This is a genomic window from Variovorax sp. GW822-FHT04A09 (assembly GCF_058801005.1).
The window spans coordinates 161275-188220 of record NZ_JBXAMV010000004.1 but is presented as its reverse complement, the minus strand read 5'-3'; the positions used below and the strand labels follow the sequence as shown (position 1 = coordinate 188220).

The 26946-nt window shown below is 68.3% G+C and carries 25 protein-coding genes; 7 read left to right on the top strand and 18 right to left on the bottom strand.

Annotated elements, in window-relative coordinates:
• Nucleotides 1-23: 23 nt before the first annotated feature.
• The 5 genes from mnmE to rpmH all read right to left on the bottom strand — a co-directional run bounded on the left by mnmE (nt 24) and on the right by rpmH (nt 4134).
• Nucleotides 24-1436, bottom strand: a complete 1413-nt coding sequence (mnmE, locus tag AC1RLW_RS20985) for a tRNA uridine-5-carboxymethylaminomethyl(34) synthesis GTPase MnmE (protein WP_493194879.1) — start codon at nt 1434-1436, stop codon at nt 24-26.
• Nucleotides 1437-1512: 76 nt separating this feature from the next.
• On the bottom strand, nt 1513-3195 hold the full coding sequence (gene yidC, locus AC1RLW_RS20980) for a membrane protein insertase YidC (RefSeq protein ID WP_493194878.1): 1683 nt from the start codon (nt 3193-3195) through the stop codon (nt 1513-1515).
• Nucleotides 3192-3479 (bottom strand): membrane protein insertion efficiency factor YidD, encoded by a 288-nt coding sequence (gene yidD / locus AC1RLW_RS20975; protein ID WP_056574909.1) that lies wholly within the window; start codon nt 3477-3479, stop codon nt 3192-3194. The genes yidC and yidD overlap by 4 nt, the downstream gene beginning before the upstream one ends.
• Complete coding sequence (locus AC1RLW_RS20970; protein WP_062480416.1) at nt 3476-3898, bottom strand: ribonuclease P protein component; 423 nt, start codon at nt 3896-3898, stop codon at nt 3476-3478. The genes yidD and AC1RLW_RS20970 overlap by 4 nt, the downstream gene beginning before the upstream one ends.
• A gap of 101 nt (nt 3899-3999) precedes the next feature.
• Nucleotides 4000-4134: a 50S ribosomal protein L34 gene (gene rpmH, locus AC1RLW_RS20965; protein ID WP_007834827.1), complete on the bottom strand. Its 135-nt coding sequence runs from the start codon at nt 4132-4134 to the stop codon at nt 4000-4002.
• 308 nt (nt 4135-4442) lie between these two features.
• On the opposite strand from rpmH, the gene dnaA reads away from it, so the two are divergent.
• The 3 genes from dnaA to gyrB all read left to right on the top strand — a co-directional run bounded on the left by dnaA (nt 4443) and on the right by gyrB (nt 9774).
• Entirely contained in the window at nt 4443-5822 is a 1380-nt protein-coding gene (gene dnaA, locus AC1RLW_RS20960; protein ID WP_062480418.1) for a chromosomal replication initiator protein DnaA, read from the top strand.
• 89 nt (nt 5823-5911) lie between these two features.
• A complete protein-coding gene (gene dnaN, locus AC1RLW_RS20955) occupies nt 5912-7018 on the top strand; it encodes a DNA polymerase III subunit beta (RefSeq protein ID WP_056574900.1) in 1107 nt (368 codons plus the stop codon).
• 134 nt (nt 7019-7152) lie between these two features.
• Complete coding sequence (gene gyrB / locus AC1RLW_RS20950) at nt 7153-9774, top strand: DNA topoisomerase (ATP-hydrolyzing) subunit B (protein ID WP_493194873.1); 2622 nt, start codon at nt 7153-7155, stop codon at nt 9772-9774.
• Between the two features lie 79 nt (nt 9775-9853).
• Here gyrB and AC1RLW_RS20945 read toward each other — a convergent pair whose 3' ends face one another.
• Nucleotides 9854-11017: an ABC transporter substrate-binding protein gene (locus AC1RLW_RS20945; protein ID WP_487847711.1), complete on the bottom strand. Its 1164-nt coding sequence runs from the start codon at nt 11015-11017 to the stop codon at nt 9854-9856.
• Nucleotides 11018-11425: 408 nt separating this feature from the next.
• On the opposite strand from AC1RLW_RS20945, the gene AC1RLW_RS20940 reads away from it, so the two are divergent.
• From AC1RLW_RS20940 to AC1RLW_RS20930, 3 genes are all read left to right on the top strand, one after another.
• Nucleotides 11426-11950 carry a hypothetical protein gene (locus tag AC1RLW_RS20940; RefSeq protein ID WP_493194871.1) on the top strand — a complete coding sequence of 175 codons (525 nt, stop codon included), beginning with the start codon at nt 11426-11428 and terminating at the stop codon, nt 11948-11950.
• A gap of 118 nt (nt 11951-12068) precedes the next feature.
• Nucleotides 12069-12581 (top strand): hypothetical protein, encoded by a 513-nt coding sequence (locus AC1RLW_RS20935; RefSeq protein WP_492742954.1) that lies wholly within the window; start codon nt 12069-12071, stop codon nt 12579-12581.
• Nucleotides 12582-12765: 184 nt separating this feature from the next.
• Nucleotides 12766-13962, top strand: coding sequence for a metallophosphoesterase (locus AC1RLW_RS20930; RefSeq protein ID WP_493194869.1), 1197 nt, complete (start codon nt 12766-12768; stop codon nt 13960-13962).
• A 12-nt stretch (nt 13963-13974) separates the two neighbouring features.
• Here the strand turns inward: AC1RLW_RS20930 and AC1RLW_RS20925 are convergent, their stop codons facing one another.
• From AC1RLW_RS20925 to AC1RLW_RS20910, 4 genes are all read right to left on the bottom strand, one after another.
• On the bottom strand, nt 13975-14475 hold the full coding sequence (locus AC1RLW_RS20925; RefSeq protein ID WP_159279085.1) for a polyhydroxyalkanoate granule-associated phasin: 501 nt from the start codon (nt 14473-14475) through the stop codon (nt 13975-13977).
• A 117-nt stretch (nt 14476-14592) separates the two neighbouring features.
• Entirely contained in the window at nt 14593-15570 is a 978-nt protein-coding gene (locus tag AC1RLW_RS20920; RefSeq protein WP_493194866.1) for a lysylphosphatidylglycerol synthase domain-containing protein, read from the bottom strand.
• Nucleotides 15567-16850 carry a cardiolipin synthase ClsB gene (gene clsB / locus AC1RLW_RS20915; RefSeq protein WP_493194864.1) on the bottom strand — a complete coding sequence of 428 codons (1284 nt, stop codon included), beginning with the start codon at nt 16848-16850 and terminating at the stop codon, nt 15567-15569. Before clsB ends, AC1RLW_RS20920 begins: the two co-directional genes overlap by 4 nt.
• A gap of 14 nt (nt 16851-16864) precedes the next feature.
• On the bottom strand, nt 16865-17662 hold the full coding sequence (locus AC1RLW_RS20910) for an endonuclease/exonuclease/phosphatase family protein (protein WP_493194862.1): 798 nt from the start codon (nt 17660-17662) through the stop codon (nt 16865-16867).
• A 210-nt stretch (nt 17663-17872) separates the two neighbouring features.
• Here AC1RLW_RS20910 and AC1RLW_RS20905 point away from each other — a divergent pair, with 210 nt between their 5' ends.
• On the top strand, nt 17873-18247 hold the full coding sequence (locus tag AC1RLW_RS20905; RefSeq protein ID WP_240531255.1) for a serine/threonine protein kinase: 375 nt from the start codon (nt 17873-17875) through the stop codon (nt 18245-18247).
• A gap of 102 nt (nt 18248-18349) precedes the next feature.
• Here AC1RLW_RS20905 and AC1RLW_RS20900 read toward each other — a convergent pair whose 3' ends face one another.
• From AC1RLW_RS20900 to AC1RLW_RS20865, 8 genes are all read right to left on the bottom strand, one after another.
• Complete coding sequence (locus tag AC1RLW_RS20900) at nt 18350-18928, bottom strand: Spy/CpxP family protein refolding chaperone (protein WP_095743018.1); 579 nt, start codon at nt 18926-18928, stop codon at nt 18350-18352.
• A 149-nt stretch (nt 18929-19077) separates the two neighbouring features.
• Entirely contained in the window at nt 19078-20151 is a 1074-nt protein-coding gene (locus AC1RLW_RS20895; RefSeq protein ID WP_447739742.1) for a flavodoxin family protein, read from the bottom strand.
• A gap of 86 nt (nt 20152-20237) precedes the next feature.
• The gene (locus AC1RLW_RS20890) at nt 20238-21131 is read right to left on the bottom strand and encodes a pirin family protein (RefSeq protein ID WP_139702965.1); all 894 of its coding nucleotides are present in this window, start codon (nt 21129-21131) and stop codon (nt 20238-20240) included.
• 71 nt (nt 21132-21202) lie between these two features.
• Complete coding sequence (locus tag AC1RLW_RS20885; RefSeq protein WP_493194859.1) at nt 21203-21973, bottom strand: GNAT family N-acetyltransferase; 771 nt, start codon at nt 21971-21973, stop codon at nt 21203-21205.
• On the bottom strand, nt 21970-23238 hold the full coding sequence (locus AC1RLW_RS20880; RefSeq protein ID WP_493194858.1) for a biosynthetic peptidoglycan transglycosylase: 1269 nt from the start codon (nt 23236-23238) through the stop codon (nt 21970-21972). Before AC1RLW_RS20880 ends, AC1RLW_RS20885 begins: the two co-directional genes overlap by 4 nt.
• 13 nt (nt 23239-23251) lie before the next feature.
• Entirely contained in the window at nt 23252-23821 is a 570-nt protein-coding gene (locus AC1RLW_RS20875; protein WP_493194856.1) for a hypothetical protein, read from the bottom strand.
• Nucleotides 23802-24734 carry an exosortase Q gene (xrtQ, locus tag AC1RLW_RS20870; RefSeq protein WP_493194854.1) on the bottom strand — a complete coding sequence of 311 codons (933 nt, stop codon included), beginning with the start codon at nt 24732-24734 and terminating at the stop codon, nt 23802-23804. Before xrtQ ends, AC1RLW_RS20875 begins: the two co-directional genes overlap by 20 nt.
• A gap of 15 nt (nt 24735-24749) precedes the next feature.
• Nucleotides 24750-26810 carry a VIT and vWA domain-containing protein gene (locus tag AC1RLW_RS20865; protein WP_493194853.1) on the bottom strand — a complete coding sequence of 687 codons (2061 nt, stop codon included), beginning with the start codon at nt 26808-26810 and terminating at the stop codon, nt 24750-24752.
• Nucleotides 26811-26946: the final 136 nt, after the last annotated feature.

Genomic DNA, 26946 nt, shown 5'->3' with positions numbered 1-26946 from the left:
CGGCGAAGCGCACGCATGTGTCGCTATTTCCCGATACAGAAGCGCGAAAAGATGACCCCCAGCAGGTCGTCCGCGCCGAACTCGCCGGTGATCTCGTTGAGTGCGTTCTGCGCCAGCCGCAGCTCCTCCGCCAGCAGGTCGAGCAGCTGGGCCTGCGCCGCCAGGTGGGCCGCCGCCAGCGCGAGGTGCGTCTCGACGCGGGCCAGCGCCTGGACGTGGCGCGCGCGTGCCAGGTAGACGCCCTCGGGCACGGCCTGCCAGCCGGCCATGGCGAGCAGCTGATCGCGCAAGGCCTCGATGCCCGCGCCGGTCTTGGCCGACAGGGCGATGCCTTCGGACGGCGGCGCGGCCGACGCCGCCGCGTCCTGCTTGTTCCACACATCGAGCACCGGCACGCTCGCCGGCAGCTTGCGCTGCAGGCCGGCCAGGATCTCGGCGTCGGCGGCGGCGTAGTCGGGCTGGCCGGCGCGCGTGAGGTCGTGCAGGAACAGCACGGCGTCGGCGCTTTCGATCTGGCCCCAGGCGCGCGCCACGCCGATCTGTTCGACCTCGTCGGTGCTGTCGCGCAAGCCCGCGGTGTCAGCCACATGCAGCGGCACGCCGTGGATCTGGATGGTCTGCGAGACCACGTCGCGCGTGGTGCCCGCGATGGCGCTCACGATAGCCAGCTCGGCGCCGGCCAATGCGTTGAGCAGCGAGCTCTTGCCCGCATTGGGCTGGCCCGCGATCACCACCTTGATGCCTTCGCGCAGCAACGCGCCTTGTTTGGCGCGCTGTTGCACGGCGGCCAGCTGCGCCTGCAGCCGTTGCAGCTGGCCCGTGGCGTCGGCTTTCTGGAGGAAGTCGATCTCTTCCTCGGGGAAATCGAGCGTGGCCTCAACCAGCATGCGCAGGTGGATGAGCGCGTCGCGCAGCGTGTGGATCTCGCGCGAGAAGGCGCCCGACAGCGAGCGCCCGGCGCTGCGCGCGGCCGCCTCGGTGCTCGCGTCGATCAGGTCGGCGATGGCCTCGGCCTGCGCCAGGTCGATCTTGCCATTGAGAAAGGCGCGCTGGCTGAACTCGCCCGGCTCGGCCACGCGCAGGCCGGGCAGGCGCGGGCGGCCGGTGGCCGGATCGATTTCGGCCGCGGCCTCGAGGCAGCGCGACAGCAACAGCTGCAGCACGACCGGGCCGCCGTGCGCCTGCAGCTCAAGCACGTCTTCGCCGGTGTAGGAATGCGGCGTCGGGAAATGGATCGCCAGGCCGTGGTCGACCGGCTCGCCCAGCGCATCGCGAAAGGGCAGGTAGGTGGCTTCGCGCGGCTTGAGGGCGCGGGCGCACAGCGCCTGGACCAGCGGCGCCAGCCGGGCGCCCGACACGCGAACGATGCCGACCGCCCCGCGCCCCGGGGCGGTGGCGATGGCGACGATGGGATCGGTGGTGCGGGCGAAGGTCATGACAGCGCGATTCTTTCAGCAAAAAGCAAAGGGCCGCGGATGCGGCCCTTTGCGGGTTGCGGAGGCCGTGGGCTACTTATTTGCCCAGCACGCCCAGCCGCTTGTTGATGAACCACTGCTGCGCGATCGACAGCACGTTGTTCGTGATCCAGTACAGCACCAGGCCGGCCGGGAAGAAGATGAACATCACGCTGAACGCGAGCGGCATGATCCACATCAGCTTGGCCTGCATCGGATCGGGCGGCGTCGGGTTGAGCCAGGTCTGGAACAGCGAGGTGGCCGTCATCACGATCGGCAGGATGTACCAGGGATCGGGTGCCGACAGGTCGGTGATCCAGCCGATCCACGGGGCGTGGCGCATTTCAACCGACGACAGCAGCACCCAGTACAGCGCGATGAACACCGGGATCTGGATCACGATGGGGAAGCAGCCGCCCATCGGATTGACCTTCTCGGTCTTGTAGATCCGCATCATTTCCTGCTGCATTTCCTGCGGCTTGTCCTTCAGCCGCTCGCGCATTTCCATGATCTTCGGATTGATGGCCTTCATCTTGGCCATGCTGGCGTAGGCCTTGGCGTTGAGCCAGTAGAAGGCCGCCTTCAGCAGCACCACCAGCGCCACGATCGCCCAGCCCCAGTTGCCCAGGATGCCGTGCAGCTGCGTGAGCAGCCAGTACAGCGGCTTGGAGATGATCGCGAAGATGCCGTAGTCCTTCACCAGGTCCAGGCCGGGGGCGATGGCTTCGAGCTTCTTTTCTTCTTCGGGGCCGGCGAACAGCGCGCTGTTCACGACCTGCGTGGCGCCCGGAGCGATCTTCGGCAGCGTGGCCACCATGGCGACGGTGAAGAGGTTGTCGCCCAGGTCCTTCACGCGGAATTCGCGGCGCAGCTGTTCGCTGGCCGGATCGCCCTTGAGCAGCCAGGCCGATGCGAAGTAGTGCTGCACCATCGCGATCCAGCCGTCGTTGGCCGGCGGCGGCGGCTCGACCTTGCCCTTGGCGATGTCCTTGAAGTCGAGCTTGTGGAACTTCTTCTCGTTGGTGTACGCGGCCGGGCCGGTGAAGGTGTTGGTGCCGAACATGGTGCCGGCGGCCACGGTGCCGTGACGCAGCAGCTGCATGTACAGCTGCGCGTCGCGCGGCTGGTCGCTCACGTTGACCACTTCGTGGCGCACGCCGATGACGTAGTCGTCACGCTTGAACACGTAGGTCTTGATGTACTTCAGGCCACCGACCGGGGCGCTTTCGAAGCTCACCTCGAGCGTGTTCTGGCCGTCGGCCATCGTGCGCGGACCGGCCTTGGGCGTCATTGCCGTCAGGTGGTTGGGGAAAGCGTCGCCGGCGACGGGGTTCAACAGGCCGGTCTGCGCCACGTAACGCGTGGCGGGCGAGCCGTTCTCGAACAGCACGACGCGCTTGGTGCGGTCGGCTTCGTCGTACTTGAGCAGTTCGAGGTGGTTGACCGTGGCGCCTTCGCTGTCGATCGTCGCCTTGAACAGGTCGGATGTCACCACGACCTGCTCGCGCGGTGCAGCCGGGGCCGCCTGCGTGGGCACGGCGCCCGCGGTGCCGCCGGCTGCGGCAGCCGCGGTCGGCACGCCGTTGTTGGCCACGCTGCCCGTGGCCGGCGCCGTGGCGGCGGGCTTGGTCGACGGCAGGAAGGTCGGCTTGTTGCCGTTGAAGACCTGCCATTGGTCCCACAGCAGCACGAGCGAGAAACCAAAAATCACCCACAGAATCGTGCGGCGGATATCGTTCATGACGAAGACTTCTTGTCGGAGGAGAGAAGAGACGAAAACAGCGATCCTGACTTGTCAGTGCGACGCTGTGATTTCGGTGGAACCGGATCGTGGCCGCCCTGGCACCAGGGCTGGCAGCGCGCGATGCGGTGCAGCGTCAGGTAGCTGCCCTTGAGCGCGCCGTGCACTTCCAGCGCCTCGATCGAATACACGGAGCAGGTCGGCGTGAAGCGGCACGACTGCCCGAGCCAGGGGCTCAGCAGCAGGCGGTAGCCCTTCACGAGGCCGATCAGCAGGCGTTTCATGCGGAAGCAGGTGCGGGGGAGGCGGCAGCCGGTGCCGGCGGACGTCCGGCGCGCGCCAGCAATTGCTGGAGCTCGGCGCGCACGGCGGCCTTGAGCTTGTCCGAGGAGGCGCTCACGAACGCCTTGCGATCGAAACCGGCGCGCAGACGCACCACGTGCGCGGCACGCGGCAACACGACGCCAGGCGCGGCGCTCACGGCGTAGATCTGGCGCTTGATGGCGTTGCGCGTCACCGCGCGGCGTGCCCAGCGCTTGGGCACCATGGCGCCCAGCCAGACCTCATCGGACGGAAACAGCGAAGCGGCGCCCGATGGGGAAACATCGAGCGCACAGCGGTGCAATGCGAAATGGGCAGTGCGCGCCACGGTGGCACCTGCGAGGACGGCCTGGAATTGCGCGCGGGTCTTGAGCCGCTGCAAGGAAGCCGGGCCGCGGACGTCGCTGCTGGCGGGGCCAGGCGCAGAGGCTGCAGGAGCCTGCGCGGACGTGTCGGCGGCTGACAACGGCAGGTGGGGTGCCGTCAGACGGCCAGGCGCTTGCGGCCCTTGGCGCGGCGTGCGTTGATCACGGCGCGGCCGCCACGGGTCTTCATGCGGACCAGAAAGCCGTGGGTACGGGCGCGGCGGACTTTGGATGCTTGGTAAGTGCGTTTCATGATGGTTTCCTGATTCCCTGTTTGCGCCAGTTTCCGCATGAAGGCATGCAAAAACCCGGCGAGCGCTGGGGGAGCGAGTTTCGGATGGCCCCCGAAAGACGCTGTGAAGGCTTTTCAGGGAAACCCGCAATTATCGCAAACATTGGCCGCCGGAACAATCTTCGACTGGATTTGCGGGCCTTTCCATGTGCAGCGCAGCATGTGGATAAGGTTTTGACAAGTTAGAATGCCCAGCGCCTTCCAGCAGAGAATATCCACAATACCTATACAAGAAATGCCCGAGGGTTCCATCACTTTTTCAAGCGCCCATGTCGACTGACGGCATCGGCGAAAGCCTGTGGCAGGCCTGCGTCGACCAGCTCGCGCAGGAGCTGTCCGAGCAGCAGTTCAACACCTGGATCAAGCCCCTCACCGCGCAGGTCGCCGACGACCTTTCGCGCATGACGGTGTTCGTCGCCAACCGCTTCAAGCTCGACTGGATCCGTGCCCAGTACGCGGGCAAGATCGCGGCCATGGCCGAGAAGATGTACGGCCAGCCGGTCACCATCGAGTTAGCGCTCGCTCCGCGAGAAACCCCCGTCCGTGTTGCACCCATGGCCATCATGGCCGAAACGGACGTGCCGCGCGACGTGGCCGGCCCAGGCGAGGAACCGGCGGCCGCCGGCTTCAAGAACCGGCTCAATTCGGGGCTCACGTTCGACACCCTGGTCGAGGGCACGGCCAACCGCATGGCGCGCGCCGCGGCCATGCACGTGGCCGGCATGCCGGGCCACCTGTACAACCCGCTTTTCATCTACGGCGGCGTCGGCCTGGGCAAGACCCACCTGATGCACGCTGTGGGTAACCGGCTGCTGGCCGATCGGCCCGATTCCAAAGTTCTCTACATCCACGCCGAGCAGTTCGTGTCGGATGTGGTCAAGGCCTATCAGCGCAAGACTTTCGATGAGTTCAAGGAACGCTACCACTCGCTCGATCTGCTGTTGATCGATGACGTGCAGTTCTTCGCCAACAAGGACCGCACGCAAGAAGAGTTCTTCAACGCCTTCGAGGCCCTGCTCGCCAAGAAGTCGCACATCGTGATGACCAGCGACACCTACCCCAAGGGGCTGGCCGACATCCACGAGCGGCTGGTGTCGCGCTTCGATTCGGGCCTCACGGTGGCGATCGAGCCGCCCGAGCTCGAGATGCGCGTGGCCATTCTGATCAACAAGGCCCGCGTCGAAGGCACCGAAATGCCCGAGGAAGTCGCCTTTTTCGTGGCCAAGAACGTGCGCTCCAACGTGCGCGAACTCGAAGGCGCCCTGCGCAAGATCCTGGCGTACTCGCGCTTCAACCAGAAGGAGATCTCGATCGCCCTGGCGCGCGAGGCGCTGCGCGACCTGCTGTCGATCCAGAATCGGCAGATCTCGGTCGAAAATATCCAGAAGACGGTGGCCGACTACTACAAGATCAAGGTCGCCGACATGTACAGCAAGAAACGCCCGGCCAGCATTGCGCGGCCCCGGCAGATCGCGATGTACCTGGCCAAGGAGCTCACGCAGAAGAGCCTGCCGGAAATCGGCGAGCTGTTCGGCGGTCGCGACCACACGACGGTGCTCCATGCAGTGCGAAAGATTTCGGGCGAGCGCCAGCAGCTCACCGAACTCAACCAGCAGCTGCACGTCCTCGAACAGACCCTCAAAGGCTGAAGCCGAATGTCATCAAGAACGCCCCTCGCGACAGCGGAGAATGGCGTCCTGAAAGCTGATTCAAAGAGATAAGAGAAGAGGAAGAAGACATGATCGTTTTGAAGGCAACCCAAGACAAAGTTCTTGCCGCGCTGCAGTCGGTGGCCGGCATCGTGGAGCGGCGCCATACCCTGCCGATCCTGGCCAATGTGCTGATCCGCAAGACCGGCGGCCAGCTGCAGCTGACCACCAGCGACCTCGAGATCCAGATCCGCACCACCGCCGAGCTCGGCGGCGACGAAGGCAACTTCACGACCACCATCGGTGCGCGCAAGCTGATCGACATCCTGCGCACCATGCCGGCCGACCAAACCGTGAGCCTCGAGTCGAGCGCCAGCAAGCTCGTGCTCAAGGGCGGCAAGAGCCGCTTCACGCTGCAGTCGCTGCCCGCCGAAGACTTCCCGCTGGTGCAGGAAGCCGCCAATTTCGGCCCCGTGTTCAGCGTGCCGCAAAAGACGCTCAAAGACCTGCTCTCGCAGGTCTCGTTCGCGATGGCCGTGCACGACATCCGCTACTACCTGAACGGCATCCTGTTCGTGGCCGAAGGCAAGCAGCTGAGCCTGGTGGCCACCGACGGCCACCGCCTGGCGTTCTCCTCGGCCATGCTCGACGTCGAAGTGCCGCGCCAGGAAGTGATCCTGCCGCGCAAGACCGTGCTCGAAATGCAGCGCCTCTTGTCCGACGCCGAAGGCGCCATCGAGATGCAGTTCGCGAACAACCAGGCCAAGTTCAGCTTCGGCGGCATGGAGTTCGTCACCAAGCTGGTCGAGGGCAAGTTCCCCGACTACAACCGCGTGATTCCGAAGAACCACAAGAACACCGTCACGCTGGGCCGCGCGCCGCTCTTGGCCAGCCTGCAGCGCACCGCCATCCTGACCAGCGAGAAGTTCAAGGGCGTGCGCCTGAACATCGAGCCGGGCACGCTGCGCATCGCGTCGAACAACGCCGAGCAGGAAGAAGCCCAGGACGAGCTCGACATCGACTACGGCGGCGACAGCATCGAGATCGGCTTCAACGTCACCTACCTGATCGACGCGCTGTCGAACATGGACCAGGACATGGTCAAGCTGGACCTGGCCGACTCCAACAGCTCGGCCTTGTTAACCATCCCTGAGAACGCATCTTTCAAGTACGTCGTGATGCCGATGCGCATCTAGACCCTGGAAAACACAGCGCCTTGCGCACACGACCCGCGGCCCCCCGCGGGTTTGCGCTTTCAAGAGGCGGCGAATTGAGCTTTTGAGAGCCCGAAAAATCACGGGAAACCCGTGAGAGACAGAGGAATATCCGAATGAGTGCAGAAGAGAACAAGCCCGACGTGCCGCACACCGAGCCGGTCTATACCCCCGAAATCCAGATCGTGGCGCCCGAAGGCGTCCCCGCCGACTCCAGCTACGGCGAAGGTGCGATCACGATCCTCGAAGGTCTGGAAGCCGTGCGCAAGCGCCCGGGCATGTACATCGGCGACACCTCCGACGGCACGGGCCTGCACCACCTCGTGTTCGAGGTGGTCGACAACTCCATCGACGAAGCGCTCGCGGGCCATTGCGACGACATCGTCGTCACGATCCACTCCGACAATTCGATCTCCGTCACCGACAACGGCCGCGGCATCCCGACCGGCGTGAAGATGGACGACAAGCACGAGCCCAAGCGCTCGGCCGCTGAAATCGCACTCACCGAGCTGCACGCCGGCGGCAAGTTCAACCAGAACAGCTACAAGGTCTCGGGCGGCCTGCACGGCGTGGGCGTCTCGTGCGTGAACGCGCTGAGCGTGAAGCTGCGCCTGATCGTGCGCCGCGAAGGCAAGATCCACGAACTCGAATTCAGCCGCGGCTTCGTGCAGAACCGCCTGCTCGAAACCGTGAACGGCTTCGAGGTCTCGCCCATGAAGGTCATCGGCGACACCGACAAGCGCGGCACCGAGGTGCACTTCCTGCCCGACACGGAAATCTTCAAGGAAAACAACGATTTCCACTACGAAATCCTGAGCAAGCGCCTGCGCGAGCTGAGCTTCCTGAACAACGGCGTGCGCATCCGCCTGCTCGACGAACGCACCGGCAAGGAAGACGACTTCTCCGGCGCCGGCGGCGTGCGCGGCTTCGTGGAGTTCATCAACAAGGGCAAGACCGTCCTGCACCCGAACTCGTTCTACGCGGCGGGCGAGAAGCCGGCCGACACCTACGGCGGCATCCCCGGCACGCACATCGGCGTCGAAGTGGCGATGCAGTGGAACAGCGGCTACAACGAGCAGGTCCTCTGCTTCACCAACAACATCCCCCAGCGTGACGGCGGCACCCACCTCACGGGCCTGCGCGCCGCGATGACCCGCGTCATCAACAAGTACATCGAAGAGAACGAATTCGCGAAAAAGGCGAAGGTCGAGGTCACCGGCGACGACATGCGCGAAGGCCTGTGCTGCGTGCTGAGCGTGAAGGTGCCCGAGCCCAAGTTCTCCAGCCAGACCAAGGACAAGCTGGTGTCCAGCGAAGTGCGCGCGCCGGTGGAAGACATCGTCGGCCGCCTGCTCACCGACTACCTGCAGGAGCGCCCGAACGACGCAAAGATCATCTGCGGCAAGATCGTCGAGGCCGCCCGCGCCCGCGAAGCCGCGCGCAAGGCCCGCGAAATGACGCGCCGCAAAGGCGTGCTGGACGGCATGGGCCTGCCCGGCAAGCTGGCCGACTGCCAGGAAAAGGACCCCGCCCTGTGCGAGGTCTACCTGGTGGAGGGTGACTCCGCCGGCGGTTCCGCCAAGCAGGGCCGCGACCGGAAGTTCCAGGCCATCCTGCCGCTGCGCGGCAAGATCCTGAACGTCGAGAAGGCACGCTACGAGAAGCTGCTCACCAGCAACGAAATTCTGACGATGATCACCGCGCTGGGCACCGGCATCGGCCGCGCCGGCGCGACCACCGCGGGCGGCGGCGCGGACGACTTCAACGTCGCCAAGCTGCGCTACCACCGCATCATCATCATGACCGACGCCGACGTGGACGGCGCGCACATCCGCACGCTGCTGCTCACCTTCTTCTACCGGCAGATGCCCGAGCTGGTCGAGCGCGGCCACATCTACATCGCGCAGCCGCCGCTGTACAAGGTGAAGGTCGGCAAGGAAGAGCAGTACCTGAAGGACGGCCCCGCGCTCGACGCCTTCCTGCTCAAGGTGGCACTGAAGGACGCGAGCATCGAGACCGGCGGCGCCACCTCGACCACGCTGTCGGGCGACACCCTGGCCGAGCTGGCGCGCAAGCACCAGGTCGCCGAGGCCGTGATTGCGCGCCTGCGCAACTTCATGGACGCCGAAGCCCTGCGCGCCATCGCCGACGGCGTGGCGCTCGACCTCGACACGCCGGCCGCCGCCGAGGCCTCGGCCGTCGCCCTGCAGGCCAAGCTGCGCGAGCTCAACACGACCGGCGTGCCGGCCGAGGTGAGCAGCGAATTCGACGCCCGCACCGACAAGCCGCTGCTGCGCATCAGCCGCCGCCACCACGGCAACATCAAGTCCAGCGTGATCTCGCAGGACTTCGTGCACGGCGCCGACTACGACGCGCTGGCCCAGGCCGCCAACACCTTCCGCGGCCTGCTGAGCGCCGAAGGCGCGCTGGTCAAGCGCGGCGAAGGCGAACGCGGCAAGGAAGAGAAGGTCGACGACTTCCGCCAGGCCATGAAGTGGCTGATCGGCGAAGCCGAACGCGCCACCTCGCGCCAGCGCTACAAGGGCCTGGGCGAGATGAACCCCGAGCAGCTGTGGGAAACCACCATGGACCCGACCGTGCGCCGCCTGCTGCGCGTGCAGATCGACGACGCGATCGAGGCCGACCGCGTGTTCACGATGCTGATGGGCGACGAGGTGGAACCACGCCGCGAGTTCATCGAGCAGAACGCGCTGCGCGCGGCGAACATCGACGTCTGATCGATCGATGGCGCGGCACCGGCGGTGTCGCGCTGTTCACCAAAGGGCGCCTGCAAGCGCCCCTTTTTTTTGACTCCTCCTACTGCTTGCGCTGCACGAACAGGTTGCGCTTGGCGTCCTCCGGGTACGCGAAGCTGATCTGCCCGTTGCGCACCACGCCCATCACCAGCATGTTGGGCGACAGCGCGTCCTTGTCGTTTTCCGAGAACGACTTGTCGTAGGTCGTGACCACGCCGTAGTAGGGCCGCTTGGGCTGCTCGAGCGCGGCCTTGATGAACGGGCCTTCGAGCTTGCCGCTGGGCACGTTGAACATCGCGTGGGCCAGCAGGTAGGTGGCGTCGTAGGCCTGGGCGGCGGCCATCGGCACCGGGATGCGCTTGGTGTTGAATTTCCGCGCGTAGTTGGAGAGAAACGACGAGCGCCGCTCGTTGCTCGGCTCGGCGATGAAGCTCTGCGCCATCAGCGCGCCTTCGGAAGCTTCGCGGGCGCCCTCGATGAAGGACGGGAAGGACAGCGTCCAGGCGCCAACCTGCGGCACCTTCCAGCCGATGGCCTGCCGGCTGCGCGCGATCACGGCGTTCTCGGGGCCCACGGTGTAGCTGAAGATGACGTCCGCGCCGGCCGCCTTGGCCTCTGACAGCTCCTTCGTCAGGTCTTTCACCCCAAGCGGAAATCTCCCCACGTACACGGGCTTGAGGTGCTTGGCCGCCAGCGCCTTCTCGACATCCTTGGCGCCCGCCTCGCCGTAGCCGGTGCTGTCGTGCAGCACGGCGACCCGTTTCCAGCCGCGCGCCAGCAGGTCGTCGACCACGAAAGGGGCCTGGATGCTGTCCTTGGGCGAGGTGCGAAACACATAGCTCGTGGCCGGCGGATAGGTCGACGTCAATGGCGAGCCGGTGGCGCAGGGCACGATCAGCGGCAATTTCGCGTCATTGAAAACGGCCAATGAATTCATCGCCACGCCGGTATTGCAGAAGCCGATGGTGGCGACCACTTTTTCATTGACGAGGGCCTGGGATTGCGAGCGGCCGGTGTCCGGATTGGCCTGGTCGTCCTTGATCACCAGTTCGAGCGAGCGGCCCAGATACCCGCCCACGGCATTGATTTCGTCGACGGCCATCTTCACGCCGTTGAGCATGGGCAGGCCGAAATCGGCCGACGGCCCAGTGAAAGGGCCGATGACGCCGATGCGGATCGGCACCGGCTGCTCTGCGCTTGCCTGGGCGGCCAGTCCCAAAGCCATCAGCAAAAAAACGAATCGGCGATTTGAATGAAGCATTTGGTTTGCGCGCTTTGAAAGGAAGCGCCGAGCCTAATTTCTTTGCGCGCCCGCCAATAGCTAGGGAATGCCCAGTCAATTGCGCATCAATTCCGTCTTTTGTTGCCAATTCAGCACAGGCCGGGGGGCTGGCGACGGACCGAAACGCGCTCGCTCGCAGCGCGTCCGCGAGCCCCGTCTCAGGGTTTCCGATGAAAGACACCCGAAAAGTGGAACTGACGCCCGTCACACGGGCGTCACCAGCTATGAAAACAATAGCATTCACCTGCGCAACGCAGAAGCTTCCTCGTAAACGCTATATCTAGCCCGACTCTTGCTAAGCAAAATTCCTGACGGATTTCCTGTCACGCAAGATCGAGGACACACAGAGCAATGAACCCCAAGCGTTTCCAACAGCCCGTGGCTGTACTGGTTCTGGGCGGCGCATCGATCGCCGCAGCCTTCCTCGGGGCCGTGTCGCCGGCCCACGCGTTCTCGAACCCGCCGATCCAGGTCGCGCAGGGCATCGAATACATGTGCGGCGGCGCCGCCAAGGGCGAAGCCGCCTTCCTGGAAATGGTCGCGCCGCGCTGGGCCGCGACCATCGACTTGCGCGTGAACGACGGCAAGGGCGCACAGCAGGCGGGTTTCCCGGCCAAGGCGTCGATCCAGGTGCGCCAGAAGTACACGGGCCAGACGGTGATGGAAGTGCAGACGCAGGCGCCCTACATGCTCGCGCGGCTCGAACCGGGCGCCTACGACGTCGACGTGACGCTGGGCGGGCTCACGCTCACGCAGCAACTGGTCGTGATCGCCGGCATTCCGGCGCGCGCCTCGTTCGTCTGGCCGTCGAACTTCGACATGGCCTCGGTCGCGCCACCGCTGCCCCAGGCGCTGGCACAAACCGCCGCGCGCTGACCCGACGCGGACGCGGGCCGCTGCGGCCCGCGCGCAGTTAAGTCTTCCTTAAGCCGTGCCCGGCACAGTGTCTTCCTGCGTGGCGTGTCGCCACCACCGCCCGGAAAGGAAGGCTTCGATGTCTCTCACCACCAACCCCCTGTTTCTGTTCTCGCACGCCCGGCCTGTGGCCGCGGCGGCTGGCGCCGCCTTGCTGGTGCTGCTCGGCGGCGCGCTCTCGGCGCAGCCGGCCCAGGCCGCGATGAACCCGCCGATCCACATGGCGCACGGCGTCGAATACATGAGCGGCGGCATCGGCCAGGACGAGGCGCAGCTGATGGAAACCGTGTCGCCGCGCTGGCCCGCGAGCTTCGAATTCGCGATCAAGGACGGCCGCCGCGCCGATTTCGCGGCCGGCGTGCACGTGACGGTGCGCGACAGCCACGGCACCGCGCTGCTCGACAACGTGGTCTCGGGCGGCCCGTTCATGGTGGCGCGGCTCGAGCCGGGTCGCTATGAAGTGGAGGCTCGCATCGGCGGCCAGACGCTGAAGCAAACGCTGCTGGTGTCGCCCGGTGCGCCGGCCAAGGCGCTCTTCGAATGGCCGGCGGGCACCGACATGGCGTCGGCCGGCACGCGCGCGGTGCGGTAAGCGAGGCGGCACCGCGCCGCAGCGGACACCGAAGCGTCGCGCCCGAGGCGCCATAACGCCCGCTATCCGGTTGCCCTGCGCTATAGAAAAAATAGCGACCCCGGCAGCTTTCGACGCCTTGAATGCGCGGCATGCGCCTTGCAGATGACGTGTCCCGGGCAATGCCCGCGTCCCCCCAGTCCTCATGCCGATCCGTCCCCTGAGCGTCCTGACCGCGCTGCTGCACGTCTACATCGCGCTGCGCCTGCTGCCTGCGCTGGCGTCGCTCACGCCTGCGTGGCCGCTGGCGCTCGTGCTGCTGGCGGTGTCGGCGGTCACGATGCCGCTGCCCTTCGTGTCGCGCAGCCACCGCGCCGACCGCAAGGCGAAGCCAGCCGGCGAGACGCTGCACTGGATCGGCCTGATCAGCATGGGCTGGTTCTCCTCGCTGTTCGTGCTCACGCTGGTGCGCGACCTCGGCCTGCTGCTGGCCTCGCTGGCGAGCGCGCTCGGCGGCCTGCAGGTGCCCTGGGACAAGGTCGGGCCCTGGAGCGCGCTGGCGGTGCTGGCGCTGGCCACGGGCGTGTCGCTGGTCGGCTTCGTCAACGCGCGCCGCACGGCCGGCGTGAAGCAGGTCGACGTGCCCATTCGCGGCCTGCCCGCGGCGCTGGCCGGCTTCACGATCGCCCAGCTCAGCGACATCCACGTGGGCCCGACGATCCGCAACGGCTACATCCAGCGCATCGTCGACGCGGTGAACCGGCTCGGCGCCGACGCCATCGCGATCACCGGCGACCTGGTCGACGGCAGCGTGCCCGAGCTGCGCGAGCACATCGCGCCGCTGGCAGGGCTGCGCGCGCGCCACGGCACCTTCGTGGTCACGGGCAACCACGAGTACTACGCGGGCGCGCACGCCTGGATCGACGAACTGCGCCGCCTCGGCCTGAAGGTGCTGCTGAACGAGCACGTGGTGCTGCAGACGCGCAACGTGCGCGGCGCGCAGACCGACGAAGAGCTGTTCGAGAGCGCGCTGGTGCTGGCCGGCGTGACCGACTTCACCGCCGGCCATTTCGACGCCGCGCACGCGAGCGACCCGCACTTGGCGCTGTACGACGCGCCGCCGCTGGTGCACACCCGCGTGCTGCTGGCGCACCAGCCGCGCAGCGCGCCGGTGGCGGCTGCGGCCGGCTACCAGCTGCAGCTGTCGGGCCACACGCACGGCGGCCAGTTCTTTCCGTGGAACCTGTTCGTGCCGATGCAGCAGCCGTTCACGGCCGGCCTGCACCGGCTGCACGACATGTGGATCTACGTGAGCCGGGGCACCGGCTACTGGGGACCGCCGAAGCGTTTCGGCGCGCCGTCGGAAATCACGCTGGTGACGCTGGTCCCGGCGCAACCCTGAAACGCAGCGGCTTCAGGCCTGCAGTTCGGCCAGCAACCGCCGTGCGTTCGACGTGGCAGCGGTGTGGATCGGCTTGAGGCCTTCGCGCGCAATGCGCGCCGCCACGCCCGTGAACTGACCCATCGTGCTGGCACCACGCGCCGTGGCTTGCACGAGCGCGTCGCCGTGCGTCGCTGCCTGCGCCGGCGTGAAGCTGCCGGCCAGCGAGAAGAGCGCCGTGGCGCCCTGCAGCCATTGCTGCCACGCACGTTGGGCCAGCGAGGCCTGGCTGCTGTGCCACTGCCGGGCCATCGCCAAGCCTGATTCGCTGGCTGCCGCGAGCTTTTCATGGCCCATCAACTGGAACTCCGCGAGGTCGGCCGCGCTGGGCGTGAGCCCTGCTTTGGCGATGCGCTCGGTGCGCATGCGGATCACCGTGCCGGACGACAGCAGGGTCTCGTGGGTCTTGAGGGCCAGGTCGACCCATTGCATCAGCGGGCTGGCCACGCGGGCGGTGGTACTGAAGGACGACATGGGAAGAGGGCACGTAGGGGAACAGAGGGCCACTATAGGCCTGCAAAGTGAAAATTGTTGCAGTGCAACAATTCCTGACCGTCATTTCACCGATCGATTGCTTTCTGCGGGCAATATTTAACGTTTGTTGTGGTTGTTGCCGGCATCCGCGCGCAAGCGGCGTGCACGCGCCTCGGTGACGAGGTAAGCGACGAGCGCCACGGCCAGCGGCAGCAGGTAGTACAGCGCGCGGTAGGCCAGCAGCGCGCCCAGCAGCCGGGTGCTGGGCACCTCGTGCGCCAGCAGCGCGACGAACACGGCCTCCAGCACGCCGAGCCCCGCCGGCACGTGCGTGACCACGCCCGCCACGGCGGCGACCAGCAGCACCGCGAGCACCTGCGGATACCCGACCTCGCCCTGCAGCAGCACCCAGATCACGCCGCCGATGAGCGACCAGTTGACGCACGACATCGCCAGCTGCAGCAAGGCCATCGGCAAGCTCGGCGTGCGCAGCGCATGGCCGCGCACGCGCCAGACGTGGCCATCGGAGAACGCGCACAGCGCCAGGTAGGCCAGCGACACCATGAGCAGCACCGCGCCGAGCATGCGCAGGCCACCGCCGTCAATCTTCCAGTCGGGCGGCAGCGCCATCGGCCAGAAGCAGAACGCGACGCCGGCCACCACGAGGTAGCCGAGCCAGTTGGTCAGCATGCTGAAGCCCAGCACGCGCGTGATGGTCTCGTTGCCCAGCCCCAGGCGCGAGTACAGCCGGTAGCGGAAGGCCACGCCGCCCACCAGCGAGCCGAAGTTGAGGTTGAAGGCGTAGCTGATGAAGGTCACGCCGATGACGGTGCCCGCGCCGAGCCGGTGCTTCGTGAGGTGGCGCCCCAGCAGGTCGTAGGTGCTGTAGAGCCCGAAGCTGGCGGCGGCCAGCGCGCCGGCCGCGAGCAGCGTGGCGCCCGGCAATGCGCGCAGCGCGGCGAACACCTCGGCCCAGTCGATGGTGCGCGCCTGCTTCAGCAGCAGCCAGGCGATGGCGCCGAAGAAGGCCCAGATCGCCACGCGCCGCGCCCACGGCCACCAGGGCCGATGCGTGAGGGCGAGGGACGCGCTCATGCCGTCTCCGTGCGCGCCGTGCCCTCGTCGCCCGTGTGCTTCTTCTGCTGCTGCGCCATGAGATCGGTCGCCTCGGCCGGCGTCAGGCGCGGCGCGTGGCGCGGCAGGCGGTTGAGCCACGACGGGTACCAGCGCAAGAAGTGGAAGACGAAGAAGCTGCGCACCAGCCGCCAGCCGCTCCATTCGCTGGCCAGGTCGTGCGTGCCGATCTGCTTGCAGCTGTGCTGCATGAGATGGTCCATGCGCTCCCACAGCACCTTGTTGAACGCGGTGTCGCGCACGACCACGTTGGCCTCCAGGTTGAGCGACAGGCTCAGCGGGTCGAGGTTGCTCGAGCCCACGGTGCTCCAGCGGTCGTCCATGAGCGCGACCTTGCCGTGCAGCGGGCGGTCGCAGTACTCGTAGATGCGCACGCCCGCGTGCAGCAGGTGGTGGTACAGCATGCCGGCGGCCGTCTTCACGATCGGCATGTCGGGCTCGCCCTGCAGGATGAGCCGCACATCGACGCCGCGCCGCGCCGCGCGCCGCAGCTCCTTGATGAGCCGGTAACCCGGAAAGAAGTACGCGTTGGCGATCACGATGCGCTCGCGCGCGGCGCGGATCGCGGCGCGGTAGTGGCGCTCGATGTCGTTGGTGTGGCGGCGGTTGTCGCGCGTGACGAAGATCGCGTCGGCCTCGCCCGCCGCGGCCTGCAGCTGCGACACGGGCGGTGCCTGTTTCAGCCGGCGCCGGAACCAGCCCACGCCCTTGCCGCCGACCGCGATGGCGCGCAGCACGAACTGGTGGATCTCGGCCACGATCGGCCCCGCCAGCTCGACCGCGTAGTCCTGCTTGGCCTTGGGACCGAAGTCGAGCAGGTGGTCCTCGGAGTAGTTGATGCCGCCCACGAAGGCGCGTTCGCCGTCGACCACCACGATCTTGCGGTGCATGCGGCGGAACACGTTGAGCCGCTGCCCCAGGAAGCGCTGGCCCGGGTCGAACACGCGCACCTTGACGCCGGCCGTGGCCAGGCTCTCGAGGTACGCGTGCGAGAGATCGGGCGAGCCGAAGCCGTCGATCATCAGGTCGACCTTCACGCCGCGCTGCGCCGCCGCGCGCATGGCCGCGTGCAGCGCCAGGCCCACCTTGTCCTCGAACAGGATGAAGGTCTCGATGATCACTTCGCGCCGCGCCGCGCCGATGGCCTCGAACACGCGCGGAAAGAATTCCTCGCCGTTCTCCAGCAGGTCGATGCGGTTGCCGCCGGTCCAGTGGCCGGCGCGCTCGGGGGTGTCGCGCATGGGGGCCTCGCTGCTCACAGGTCGATGTCCGCCACCAGCGGGGCGTGGTCCGACAGATGCGACCAGGGCCGGCGCGGCAGCACCACGGGCGCGTGCGCGCCCGCGTTGCGCACGTAGATGCGGTCCAGCGGCAGCAGCGGCAGGCGCGCCGGAAAGGTGCGCGCGGCGCGGCCGTGGGCATGCACGAACACCTCGCGCAGCGACGCGCCTTCGGCCAGCACGTCGTGTGCGCGGGCGCGCCAGTCGTTGAAGTCGCCGGCCACGATCAGCGGCGCGTCGGTCGGCACCTCGTCGCGCACGATGTGGCACAGCAGCTCCAGCTGCTGCTGGCGGTGCGCCTCGGCCAGCCCGAGGTGCGCGCAGATCGCATGCACGTCGACCGTGCGCCCGGGCAGGCGCAGCACGCAGTGCAGCAGGCCGCGCTTCTCGGGACCGCTCACCGACACGTCGTGGTTGCGGAAATGCACGATCGGAAACTTCGACAACACGGCGTTGCCGTGGTGCCCCTTCGGATACACCGCGTTGCGCCCGTAGGCGAACTGCGGCCACATGGTGTCGGCCAGGAATTCGTAGTGCGGTGCCTCCGGCCAGTTGTTCACGGTGCGCGAATGGCGCGCGTGCGTGCCCATCACCTCCTGCAAAAACACCACGTCGGCGCCCACGGTGCGCACCGCGTCGCGCAGCTCCGGAAGGATGAAGCGACGGTTCAGCGCCGTGAAGCCCTTGTGGGTGTTCACGGTCATGACCTTGAGCGAGGCCGGTGCGGCGGCGACAGCGGCCTCGGGCAGCGGGGAAGTGATGGGGGAGGACATCGGTGTTCCCGTTGTACGTGGCCGCGCCCGCGCCGACTGTAGGAACGCGCCACCTTCTTCGCGTGCCTTTCACGCAAGGGCGGCGGGCTCCTACAGGCAGGCCTGCCACACCCCCACACAGCGCCCGAAACGAGGCTCCTACGGTGGTTTCAAAGCCGATGCCAACGCGCTCGCGCTTTATGCCTTTTTCCATCTGCAAAGGAGCTTTCCATGATGACCACCCTGCAACGCCTGACGATCCCCACCGCGCTGCTCGCCGCCCTGCTGGGCGCGGGCGTCGCCCAGGCCCAGAAACCGGCGCCCGTCGAACCGATGGCGGGCGACAGCTCGATGCCCGTCTCGCGCGAAGCCGTGAAGGCCGAGGCCCGCGCGCAGAACCGCAACAACGCCAACAGCGTGGTACCCAAGGGCGAAGCCAGCACCACCGTGAACCACCAGCCCAACGCGATGCCATCGCCCACCGGCGAGCGCTCGCGCGCCGAGGTGCGCGCCGAGACGCAGCACGTGAAGCCGCGCTTCGGCCAGCCGGGCGAACGCCCGGCGGTGCCGACCAACCCGACCGAGAAGACTGGCACGCCGCAGTAACACCGCGCGCCCACGAAAAAGCCCGCGATGCTTCGCGCATCGCGGGCTTTTTCTTGCCCTTTCCTGGAGGCCGGCTCCCTTCAGCCGGCCGCCTGGTCAGCCTCAGCTCTTGGCAGGCGCTGCACCGTGGTGGCCTTCATGCCCACCGCGATGGAAGCGATGGCCGTGGCCCGCGAACTTCGCGGTCTCGGCGTCGAAGGTCTTCTGCTGCTCGGGCGTCAGCGCGGCGTAGAAGGTCTTGGTCGCTTCGGCGCGCTTGGCGAACCGGGCGCTGCGCTCGGCCTGGCGGGCCTGCATGTGCTCCAGGCGCTGCGGCGTGGTCAGCTTGGCGAACTCGGCGCGGTCCATGCGCTGCGGGCGGGCGGCACCGGCCGGCGGCTGGCTGGCCTCGGTGAAGCTGCTCCACGCGCCTTCCTGGGCGCTGGTGAGCTTGAGCTTGTCCTTCAGCGCCGCCAGGCGCTTGGCACGGTGCTCCTTCATGCGCTCCATGCGCTGGGCCGGGTCCATGCGCTTGTGCTGCGCCTTGGGTGCGGCGGTGGCATCGGCAGGGGCCGTGGCGGCCGTGGGTGCGGCGGTCGACGGCGCGGTGGCGGCCGGCGCCTGAGCGAAGGCACCCGAAGAGGCGAGGGCGGCCGAACCCAGCAGGCTGGCCCAGACGATGCGTTGGCGAAGAGAGATCATGAGAGTCGCTTCCTTTCGAAGAAGTCCGCCACCAAAGGGCAGCGGGTGAAACGAAGTGTGGAGCGCCTCTGTAACGCGTCCGTGAGCCGAACGTGAGCGTGCGTAAAGAAGCATGAACCGCAGCGCGGTCCTGCGGCCTGCAGCGTGACTTATTTGGGCCGGGGCGCCTTCAAGCCGCGGTCGGGCACCTGCAGCTTGCCGGCGCGCAGCGCGGCCACCGCGAGCACCACGGCGCGCGCGACGTTGCGCACCTCTTCCTGCACGTCGGCATCGGCGTCCAGCGCCTCGTGGCTGGTGGCGTAGGGCGCGTAGTAGCCGATGTAGCGATCGAGCCGCGCCTGCGCGCCCGCATCGACCAGCCCCATCCAGTCGAGCCAGTCCGTGAGGTTGCGGCGCAGGCCCTCGGGGCCGGCCACGTCGCCGTGCACCACCACGCCGTAGACGCGGCCTTCCAGGTGCTTGGGGTAGCCCCAGCCTTCGAGCTCCAGGGCCTTGGCCTCGTCGGGCTTCTTGCCGTGCGTGCTGGTGGGGTCGGGATTGCCGCCGTCCGCGCACACGAGGCGGTCGATCATGAGCTTGAGCGGACTCGCGGCCTGGTACCAGTGCGTGGGCGTGAGCACGATCACGCCGTGCGCGGCCACCCAGCGTTCGTAGATCTCGTTCATCCAGTCGCCGGTCTGGCGCAGCGCGTGGTTGGGGTAGCAGCTGCAGGGCCAGTGGCACAGCGGCATCGCGGTCGAGACGCAGCCCTTGCACGGGTGGATGTGGCGGCCGTAGTCCGACGTGAGCCGGCTCAGGTCGAGCACGTCGACCTCGATGCCGCCGCCTTCGAGCACCTCGCGCGCGCACTGCGTGAGGCGCCAGGTCTTGGAGATTTCGCCGGGGCAGGTGCCGTCGTTGCGCGGCGAGCCGTTGACGAGCAGCACGCGCGAGCGCGTCTCGGGCCGGCCCCAGGCGTCCTGCGCCGCGTCGATGCGCGCGCGGGCGTCGAGCCAGTCGACCGAGAGTTCGTAGTCGGGGTCGGCATAGCCGGGCCCGGCGCGGCGCGTCACGGGCGCCTTGCGGCCTTCGTCGTAGGCTTTCCAGGCGATGTCTTCCAGGCGCCGCAGCGCCTCGGTCTCGGCCCGGAACGCCGGGTCGTGGAAGCTCTGCATGAAGCGGTCGTGGAACTCGGCGCGCTGCAGCATCGGCGGCGCCTGTCCCTTGCGTATCGTGGGAGGCATGACCGCAATCTAGGCCGCGCACCGGCCGGCGCGAACCGCACGCGACGCCGACTTGCGGTAGGCGAGCGACTACAGAGGCTTCGGGCTCAGCCCAGCTTGCCGTTCTGGAAGTCGTGCACCGCCTGCTTGATCTGCTCGGGCGTGTTCATCACGAAGGGCCCGTACTGCGCGATGGGCTCGTTCAGCGGCCGGCCCGCGATGAGCAGCGCGCGCGCCGGGCTGTGGTTGCTGGCGCCGGCGCGCAGCACCGTGCCGTCGCTGCCGGGGTCGTTCGCCAGGATGGCCATGCGCCGCGTCGGCACCTCGCTGCCCGCGATCCACAGCGATTCGCGGAACACGTAGACCAGCGCGTTGTGGTCGGGCGGCAGCGGCTGCGCGAACTCGGCGCCGGGCGGCAGCGTGATGTCCAGGTACAGCGGTTGGGTGTGCGCGCGCTGCTCCGCGCCCACGACGCCGTGGCTGGTGCCGGCGATCACGCGCACGTGGGCGCCGCTGGCGGTGGTGAACTCGGGGATCTCGCTGCTGCGGATGTCGCGGTACCAGGGCTCGCGCATCTTGTCCTTGGCGGGCAGGTTGAGCCAGAGTTGAAAGCCTTCCATCAGGCCTTCTTCCTGCTCGGGCAGCTCGCTGTGCACGAGGCCGCGGCCGGCCGTCATCCACTGCACGCCGCCGTTCTCGAGCAGGCCTTCGTGGCCCGCGCTGTCGCGGTGGCGCATGCGCCCGGCGATCATGTAGGTGACCGTCTCGAAGCCCCGGTGCGGGTGGTTCGGAAAGCCGCCGATGTAGTCGCCCGGGTTGTCGCTGCCGAAGGCATCGAGCATCAGGTAGGGGTCGAGCCGCTTCTGCAGCGGCTGCTGCAGCACGCGGGTGAGTTTGACGCCGTCGCCGTCACTGGTGGAAACACCGGCCACGATGTGGTCGATGCCGCGCGGGGTGGCGACGGGATCGGTGGGGTGGTGGTGGGCATGAACGTTCGTCATGCCGCCCATGGTGGCACCAAAGCCCCGACCGCGCCACCGGTGGGGGTGCCCGCCGCCCGGAGCCGTTCAGCTCAGCGCGGCCACTGCTGGCGCTGCCAGTAGCAGTACTGCCAGCGCGTCTCGAAGCCCGCGCGGCGGTACAGCGCCAGCGCCGGCTGGTTCTGCGCATCGACCTGCAGGAACACCCGTTCGACGCCGCGTGCCAGCGCCGCCTGCGCCAGGCCGGCGAGCACGCGCCCGGCCAGGCCGCGCCCGCGCTGCGACTGTTCGGTGCGCATGCCGTGCACGCTGGCCCAGCCGTGGCCGAAGGCCATGGCGCCGGCCGCCACGGTGGCGCCGTTTTCGCGCACGCTGGCAAAGAGCGAACCCGTGGCGCGCGACAGCGAGCGCACGCGGTGCACGCCATCGACCGGGTCGAAACCCTCGCCGAGGAACAGCGCGGCCCAGTCCGGATCGGGCGTCGCGTCGACGTCGGCCAGCCGCGCGTCCGCCGCGACGAGGTCGCGCATGCGCCGCGCCGAGCCGGTCTGCACGCAGGTCGGGCTGTCGGCCATGTAGTGCCGGCGCGCGAGTTCGGCGCGCAGCGTGTCGAAGCAGGCGGCGTCGGCCAGCCGCAGCGCGGGCGCGACCTGGCGGCTGTCGCAGCGGTCTTCGATGCGGTCGAGCGTGGCGGGCTCGACCGGGTCGCGGTGCAGCGGCACGGCCGAGCGGGCGCGCTTGACAGTGCCGCGGTCGAAGGGCAGCAGCCAGCCGTCGAGTTCCTCGCAGGCCTCGGGAGCTACCGCCGCCACGGTGGCGCGTTCGATGGCCTCGATGTCGGGCGGGGCCACGCTCGTCGTCACTGCACGGCCTCCGGTGGCGCGTACTTGGCGGCGGCCACGCTCTTGAGCAGCGCCTCGCGCTGGTTGCGGCTGATGCCGCGCACGCTCTCGGCCACCCACTTGGTGCGGTCGGCATCGATGTGGCCGTCGCGCCGCCATTGCTCGAGCACGGCCTGCGGCTTGTGCAGCATGGCCGCGAGCCAGACGGCCTGCGCCGGTTCGAGCGTGCGCGCGCTGCGCTTGAAGTAGCGCCGCGCCGCGGCCTCGCCGCCGCAGAGGTTGCCACCCCACGGGGCGTTGTCCAGGTACAGCTGCAGGATGCGGGCCTTGCCCAGCGTCTGCTCCATCTCGACCGCATAGAGCAGCTCGCGCAGCTTGCGCTCGGCCGTGCGGTCGCTGCCGGTGACCAGCAGCTTGGCCAGCTGCTGCGTGAGCGTGCTGCCGCCGCGCCGGGTCTGGCCGGGCTTCTGGTTGTGGTCGATCGAAGCGAGGATTTCGGTCAGGTCGTAGCCGGCGTGGCTGAAGAAACGCTGGTCTTCCGCCGCGATGACGGCGCGCGCCAGCCAGCTGTCGTTGGCCAGCTTGGCCGACGGGCCGCAGCTGGTGCGCGCGCCCAGCATGGCCTCGGTGCCCAGCCCTTCGACCGTGAACTGGCCGATGGTCGGCTGCACCGCGAAGGTGGCGTCGGGCAGCAGCAGCTGCGCTTGCAGCGCCAGCGTGCCGCCGATGCGGGCGCGCTGCAGCTCGGGCAGCGCCGGCACGAGCACGGCGTACCAGCGGGCGATGGGCGCGTCCTGCACGCGAACGTCGAGCTGCAGGTTCTTCGGCGCGAGGCGGCCGGTCCAGCTGCCCTGCAGCAGGGCGTTGCTGTCGGCCGCCTGGGGCGTGGCCTCGAAGGTGCCGGCCAGCGTGTTGCCGTCGCGCCGCACGGTGGCCACCAGCCGCTCGACCTTGATGGGCTGCGTGCCGAGCGCAGGCACGTCGGCGCTGCATGGCGCGCAGCGCATCTGCTGCTGGCCGGTTTTCTCGTCCCAGGTGAAATGCACGGTGCCGAAGCGGGTGTCCAGCGCGTGGCCGTTCAGCCGCGGCGCGAACCAGGACGAGGTGGCCAGGCGCACCGCGGTGGGCACGCCGATCTCGAACGACAGCGGGCCGGCCTTCACCGTGGTGCTCCATTCGCCCGCCGCCGGCGCAAGGGCGATCTTGGCGATCAGGAAGATGGCCACCAGGGCGGTCAGGACGAGGGCCAGCAGCCCGAAAAGCACGAATCGCAGGGTCTTCTTCACAAACACGTTCTCATCACATCGGTCTTGCCACGGTGACAGCTTGCCACGGACCGTGCGACTGGCCGCTGGCCGCCGCCCAGTACCAGGCCGAAGTGTCGGTGAAAGCCGTGCCTTGGGCGTCGACGATGCGCTCGCAGACGCGGAAATTTGCCGTACCGTGCCGTTGCGCCACAAAACAGCGCCACATCCGCGCCTGCGCGTCGCGTTCCAGCCGCGCCTGCTCGATGCGGTAGCCCAGCGCGCGGTAGCAGTCGGCGGCCGGATGCAGCATGCGCGTGGGCCGGTTCACGGCGCGCATCACCAGCGTCTGCTGGCCGTCGGTCATGCGGCCGATAGCGCCCGGGAAGCGATCGGCAAAGCGCTGCTCGACCTCGCTCAGCGCCAGCGGACGCAGCGGCATGCCGTCCCACTGGCTGGGCCATTCGTGGGACCCCACGGCGTCGGCCTCTTCAGCGGGCGCGCGCAGCGCTGCCGCAGCCGACCAGAGCACGCACAGCAGCATCGCCAGCGCGAAGGCGCTCTTGTGGCCCACGCGGTTGATGAAATGGTTGGCGAACCAGCGTTCAACGAACGGTATCGACACGGCGGCCTCCTTCGGCGGTGATCAGGCCCGGCAGCGGGCGGTCGAGTTCGATGCGCGGTGCGACGCGCGCCGGCACCATCAGGCGCGCGATGGCGCCGCACACCACGGCCAGCAGCACCAGCCCCAGCGCGTTGTGCGCCCAGGGCGCGAGCGCATGGCCGGCGCCTTCGCAGGCGATCAGCACGCTGTTGCGCACGATGTTGCCGGCCAGCACCAGCAGGCCGATGGCCGGCAGGCGGCGCAGGAAGGCGCGGTCGCTGCGCCGCGCCCACAGCGCGACCGCGCAGGCCGTGAAGTAGCCCAGCCACACCATCTGCACGCCCGAGCAGGGCGCGTCGACGATCACCAGGCGCCCGTCGACCATCAGCGTCGCGCCCTCACGCGCCACCTCGAAGCCCGGCGCGAGCAGCCAGCGGCTGGCCTCGGCCGTCACCACGCGCAGCGGGTAGCCGGCGTAGAACTGCAGCGACGACAGCAGCGGCAGCGCCAGCACCGACAGCCCGGCCACCGGCAGCGCCGCCACGCCGCGCGGCAAAAAGGCCAGCAGCCCGGCCGCGAGCGACAGCACCGCCACCAGCCCCGAGGCCAGCGGCGGCAGCGCGGGCAGGCCGCCCCCGCCCGTGCGCAGCAGCGTGGCGAGCACGGTGCCCACGCCGGCCAGCGCCAGCCAGCCCAGGCGCGGCGAAGCGCGCAACTCGCGCCGGCACTGCCAGGCGAGCGCGGCCAGGGCGACCAGCGCCACGAGCCCCAGCGGATCGTCGGAACCGTCCTGCAGGCGTCGCGCCATCCAGGCCCAGGTGGGCGCGAGCGCGGCGCACTGCAGCGCGAGCCAGCCGAAGGCCGGCGTGCGGTCGATGCGGATGGCCCAGTCCACGACGCGCGGATGGTGGTGGGCCAGGGTTGCCAGAGACATGGTCGTGCGTCCTGTTCAGGCGGTAAAGCGGCGCGGGTCGTTGCGGCGCGCGCGGCGGCGCAGCATGGCCAGCATCGACAGCACCACGGCGATCGCGCCCAGCGTTTCCGGCTCCGGCGTGCTCGGCACCTCGGCGCCCAGCGCCAGGTCGCTCACGCCCTGCGGCATCGGCAGCGGCTGGTTCACGTCCACGCTGTTCTGCGGCGCGACGTTGCGCACCACCTTGTCCACCGCGATGAAGCTGGTGTACTGCGTGAGCAGGCTGTACTTCAGGCCCAGCTCGGTGATGCGGTCCTTGAAGGCGGCGCTGCCCTCGAGCGCTTCCTGGTCGCTCAGGCTCTGGATGCGGTGGCGTGCCCACAGCGTGCGCAGCGCGGCGGTGTCCTGGCGCGTCTGCGGCGTGATGCGCACCTCCTCGCGGTACGGGCCGGTGGCGGCCTGGCCTTCGATGATCACGCGGCCCTTGGCCTCACCACGCCACTTGCCGAACACGATCACCGGGCGCTCGCCCAGCACGTCGGGCAGCGCCTGCGGCTCCACGTCGTACACGTCCAGGCCGCCGAAGGTGGCCTTCACGTTCGTGAGCACAGGCGACTCCACCATGCGGCGAAAGCGCGCGGCCTGCTCGGGTGCCTGCACCGGGTCGGTGATGATGAAAGGCTCGCCCATGCCGGCGCGTGCGATGCCTTCCATGAGGCTGCGGTTCACCGACGAGCCGATGCCGAAGGCGAACACGTTGGCCTTCGAGAGGTTGTTGCGCACCAGCTCGAAGGCTTCGCGCTCCACGGTCACGTAGCCGTCGGTCACCACCACCACGGTGCGCGACACGTTCGCGGCCTTGGGTTCGGCGTACACGCGCTTGAGCGCGGGGATCAGCTCGGTGCTGCCACTGCCGCTGTAGTTCTTGATCGTGGCGAGCGCCTGCTCGATGTTGGCGCGCGTGGCCGGCACCGACTGCGGCGACAGCATCTTGTTGCTGCCCGAGAACAGCAGCACGTTGAAGGTGTCGCTGGGGCGCAGGCCGCCGATCAGGCGTTCGAGCACGGTCTTGGCGGTATCGAGCGGAAAGCCGTGCATCGAGCCCGAGATGTCGACCACGAAGATGTAGTCGCGCGGCGAGATGGCGCTGGCGGTCACGGCCTTGGGCGGCTCGACCATGGCGAGGAAGAAGTTTTCTGCGTTCTCTCCCTGGCCCTTGTAGAGCATCAGGCCCGATTCGATCTTTTCACCCGCCAGGCGGTAGTCGAGCACGAAGTCGCGGTTGTCGGCGGGGCGGCCGTCGGCACCGAGCGTGATGTCGGCATGCTGGTCTTCGTCGCGCTTCTTCACGTCGATGGCGTGCGTGGCGGAGCGGATTTCCTTCAGGCCCATCGGCGTGTCGATGCTCGCCGTGAGCTTGAAGCTGGTGCTGGGCGCCACGCCGGCGCGCAACGTGGGCTGCGCCGGCCATGCGGCCTTGGCGTTCTCCGACTGCGGCGAGTTGTAGCGCGGCCCGACCACGGTCGGGAACACGAACTGGTAGTTGCCCGACTGCGGCACCAGCAGCTCGGTGTAGCGCAGCTCCACCTTCACGTCGTCGCCCGGCAGGATGTTGGCGACGTTCATCTGGAACACGTTGGGCAGGTGCTGCTCGAGCAGCGCGGCGGTCTTGCCTTCCTTCTTGGCGGTGTCGTATTCGATCCTGGCCTGCTGCTTCTCGCGGATCTGCGCCGTGATGAGCCGGTCGGCCAGGCGCACGTTGAGGCCGCTCACGGCCGCCTTGGTGGAACCGGGGAACACGTACTTCGCCTCGATGGCGCGCTGGCCTTCGTTGCGGTAGGTCTGCGTGACCGTCACGTCGGCGATCACGCCCGAAATCTTGACCGAGACCTCGGTGCCCTTCAGCGGCAGGCGGTCGACCGAGGGGTCGTCGCTCTTGACGAAGAAATACGGGCTCTCGGTCTTCAGGCGCGGACCGGCGGGCGCTTCCTGCGCGTGGACCGGGCGGGCGCCCATGGCGATGAAACCCACGGTGGCCAGGCTCACGGTGGCGAGCCAGAGCCAACGGCCGGGGCGTGGGGTGGTGGGGGTGTCCATGGCGGGTGTCCTTCTGCGTGCGAACTTGCACGGCCCTCACTGTCGTGAGCGTGCGAGAAGGCAGTTGGAAGGCGCGTTGAAGTCGCCACAAGCGGATGCGCCGCTGTGTGAAGTCTGTGTGAAGTGCGCGGCGCGG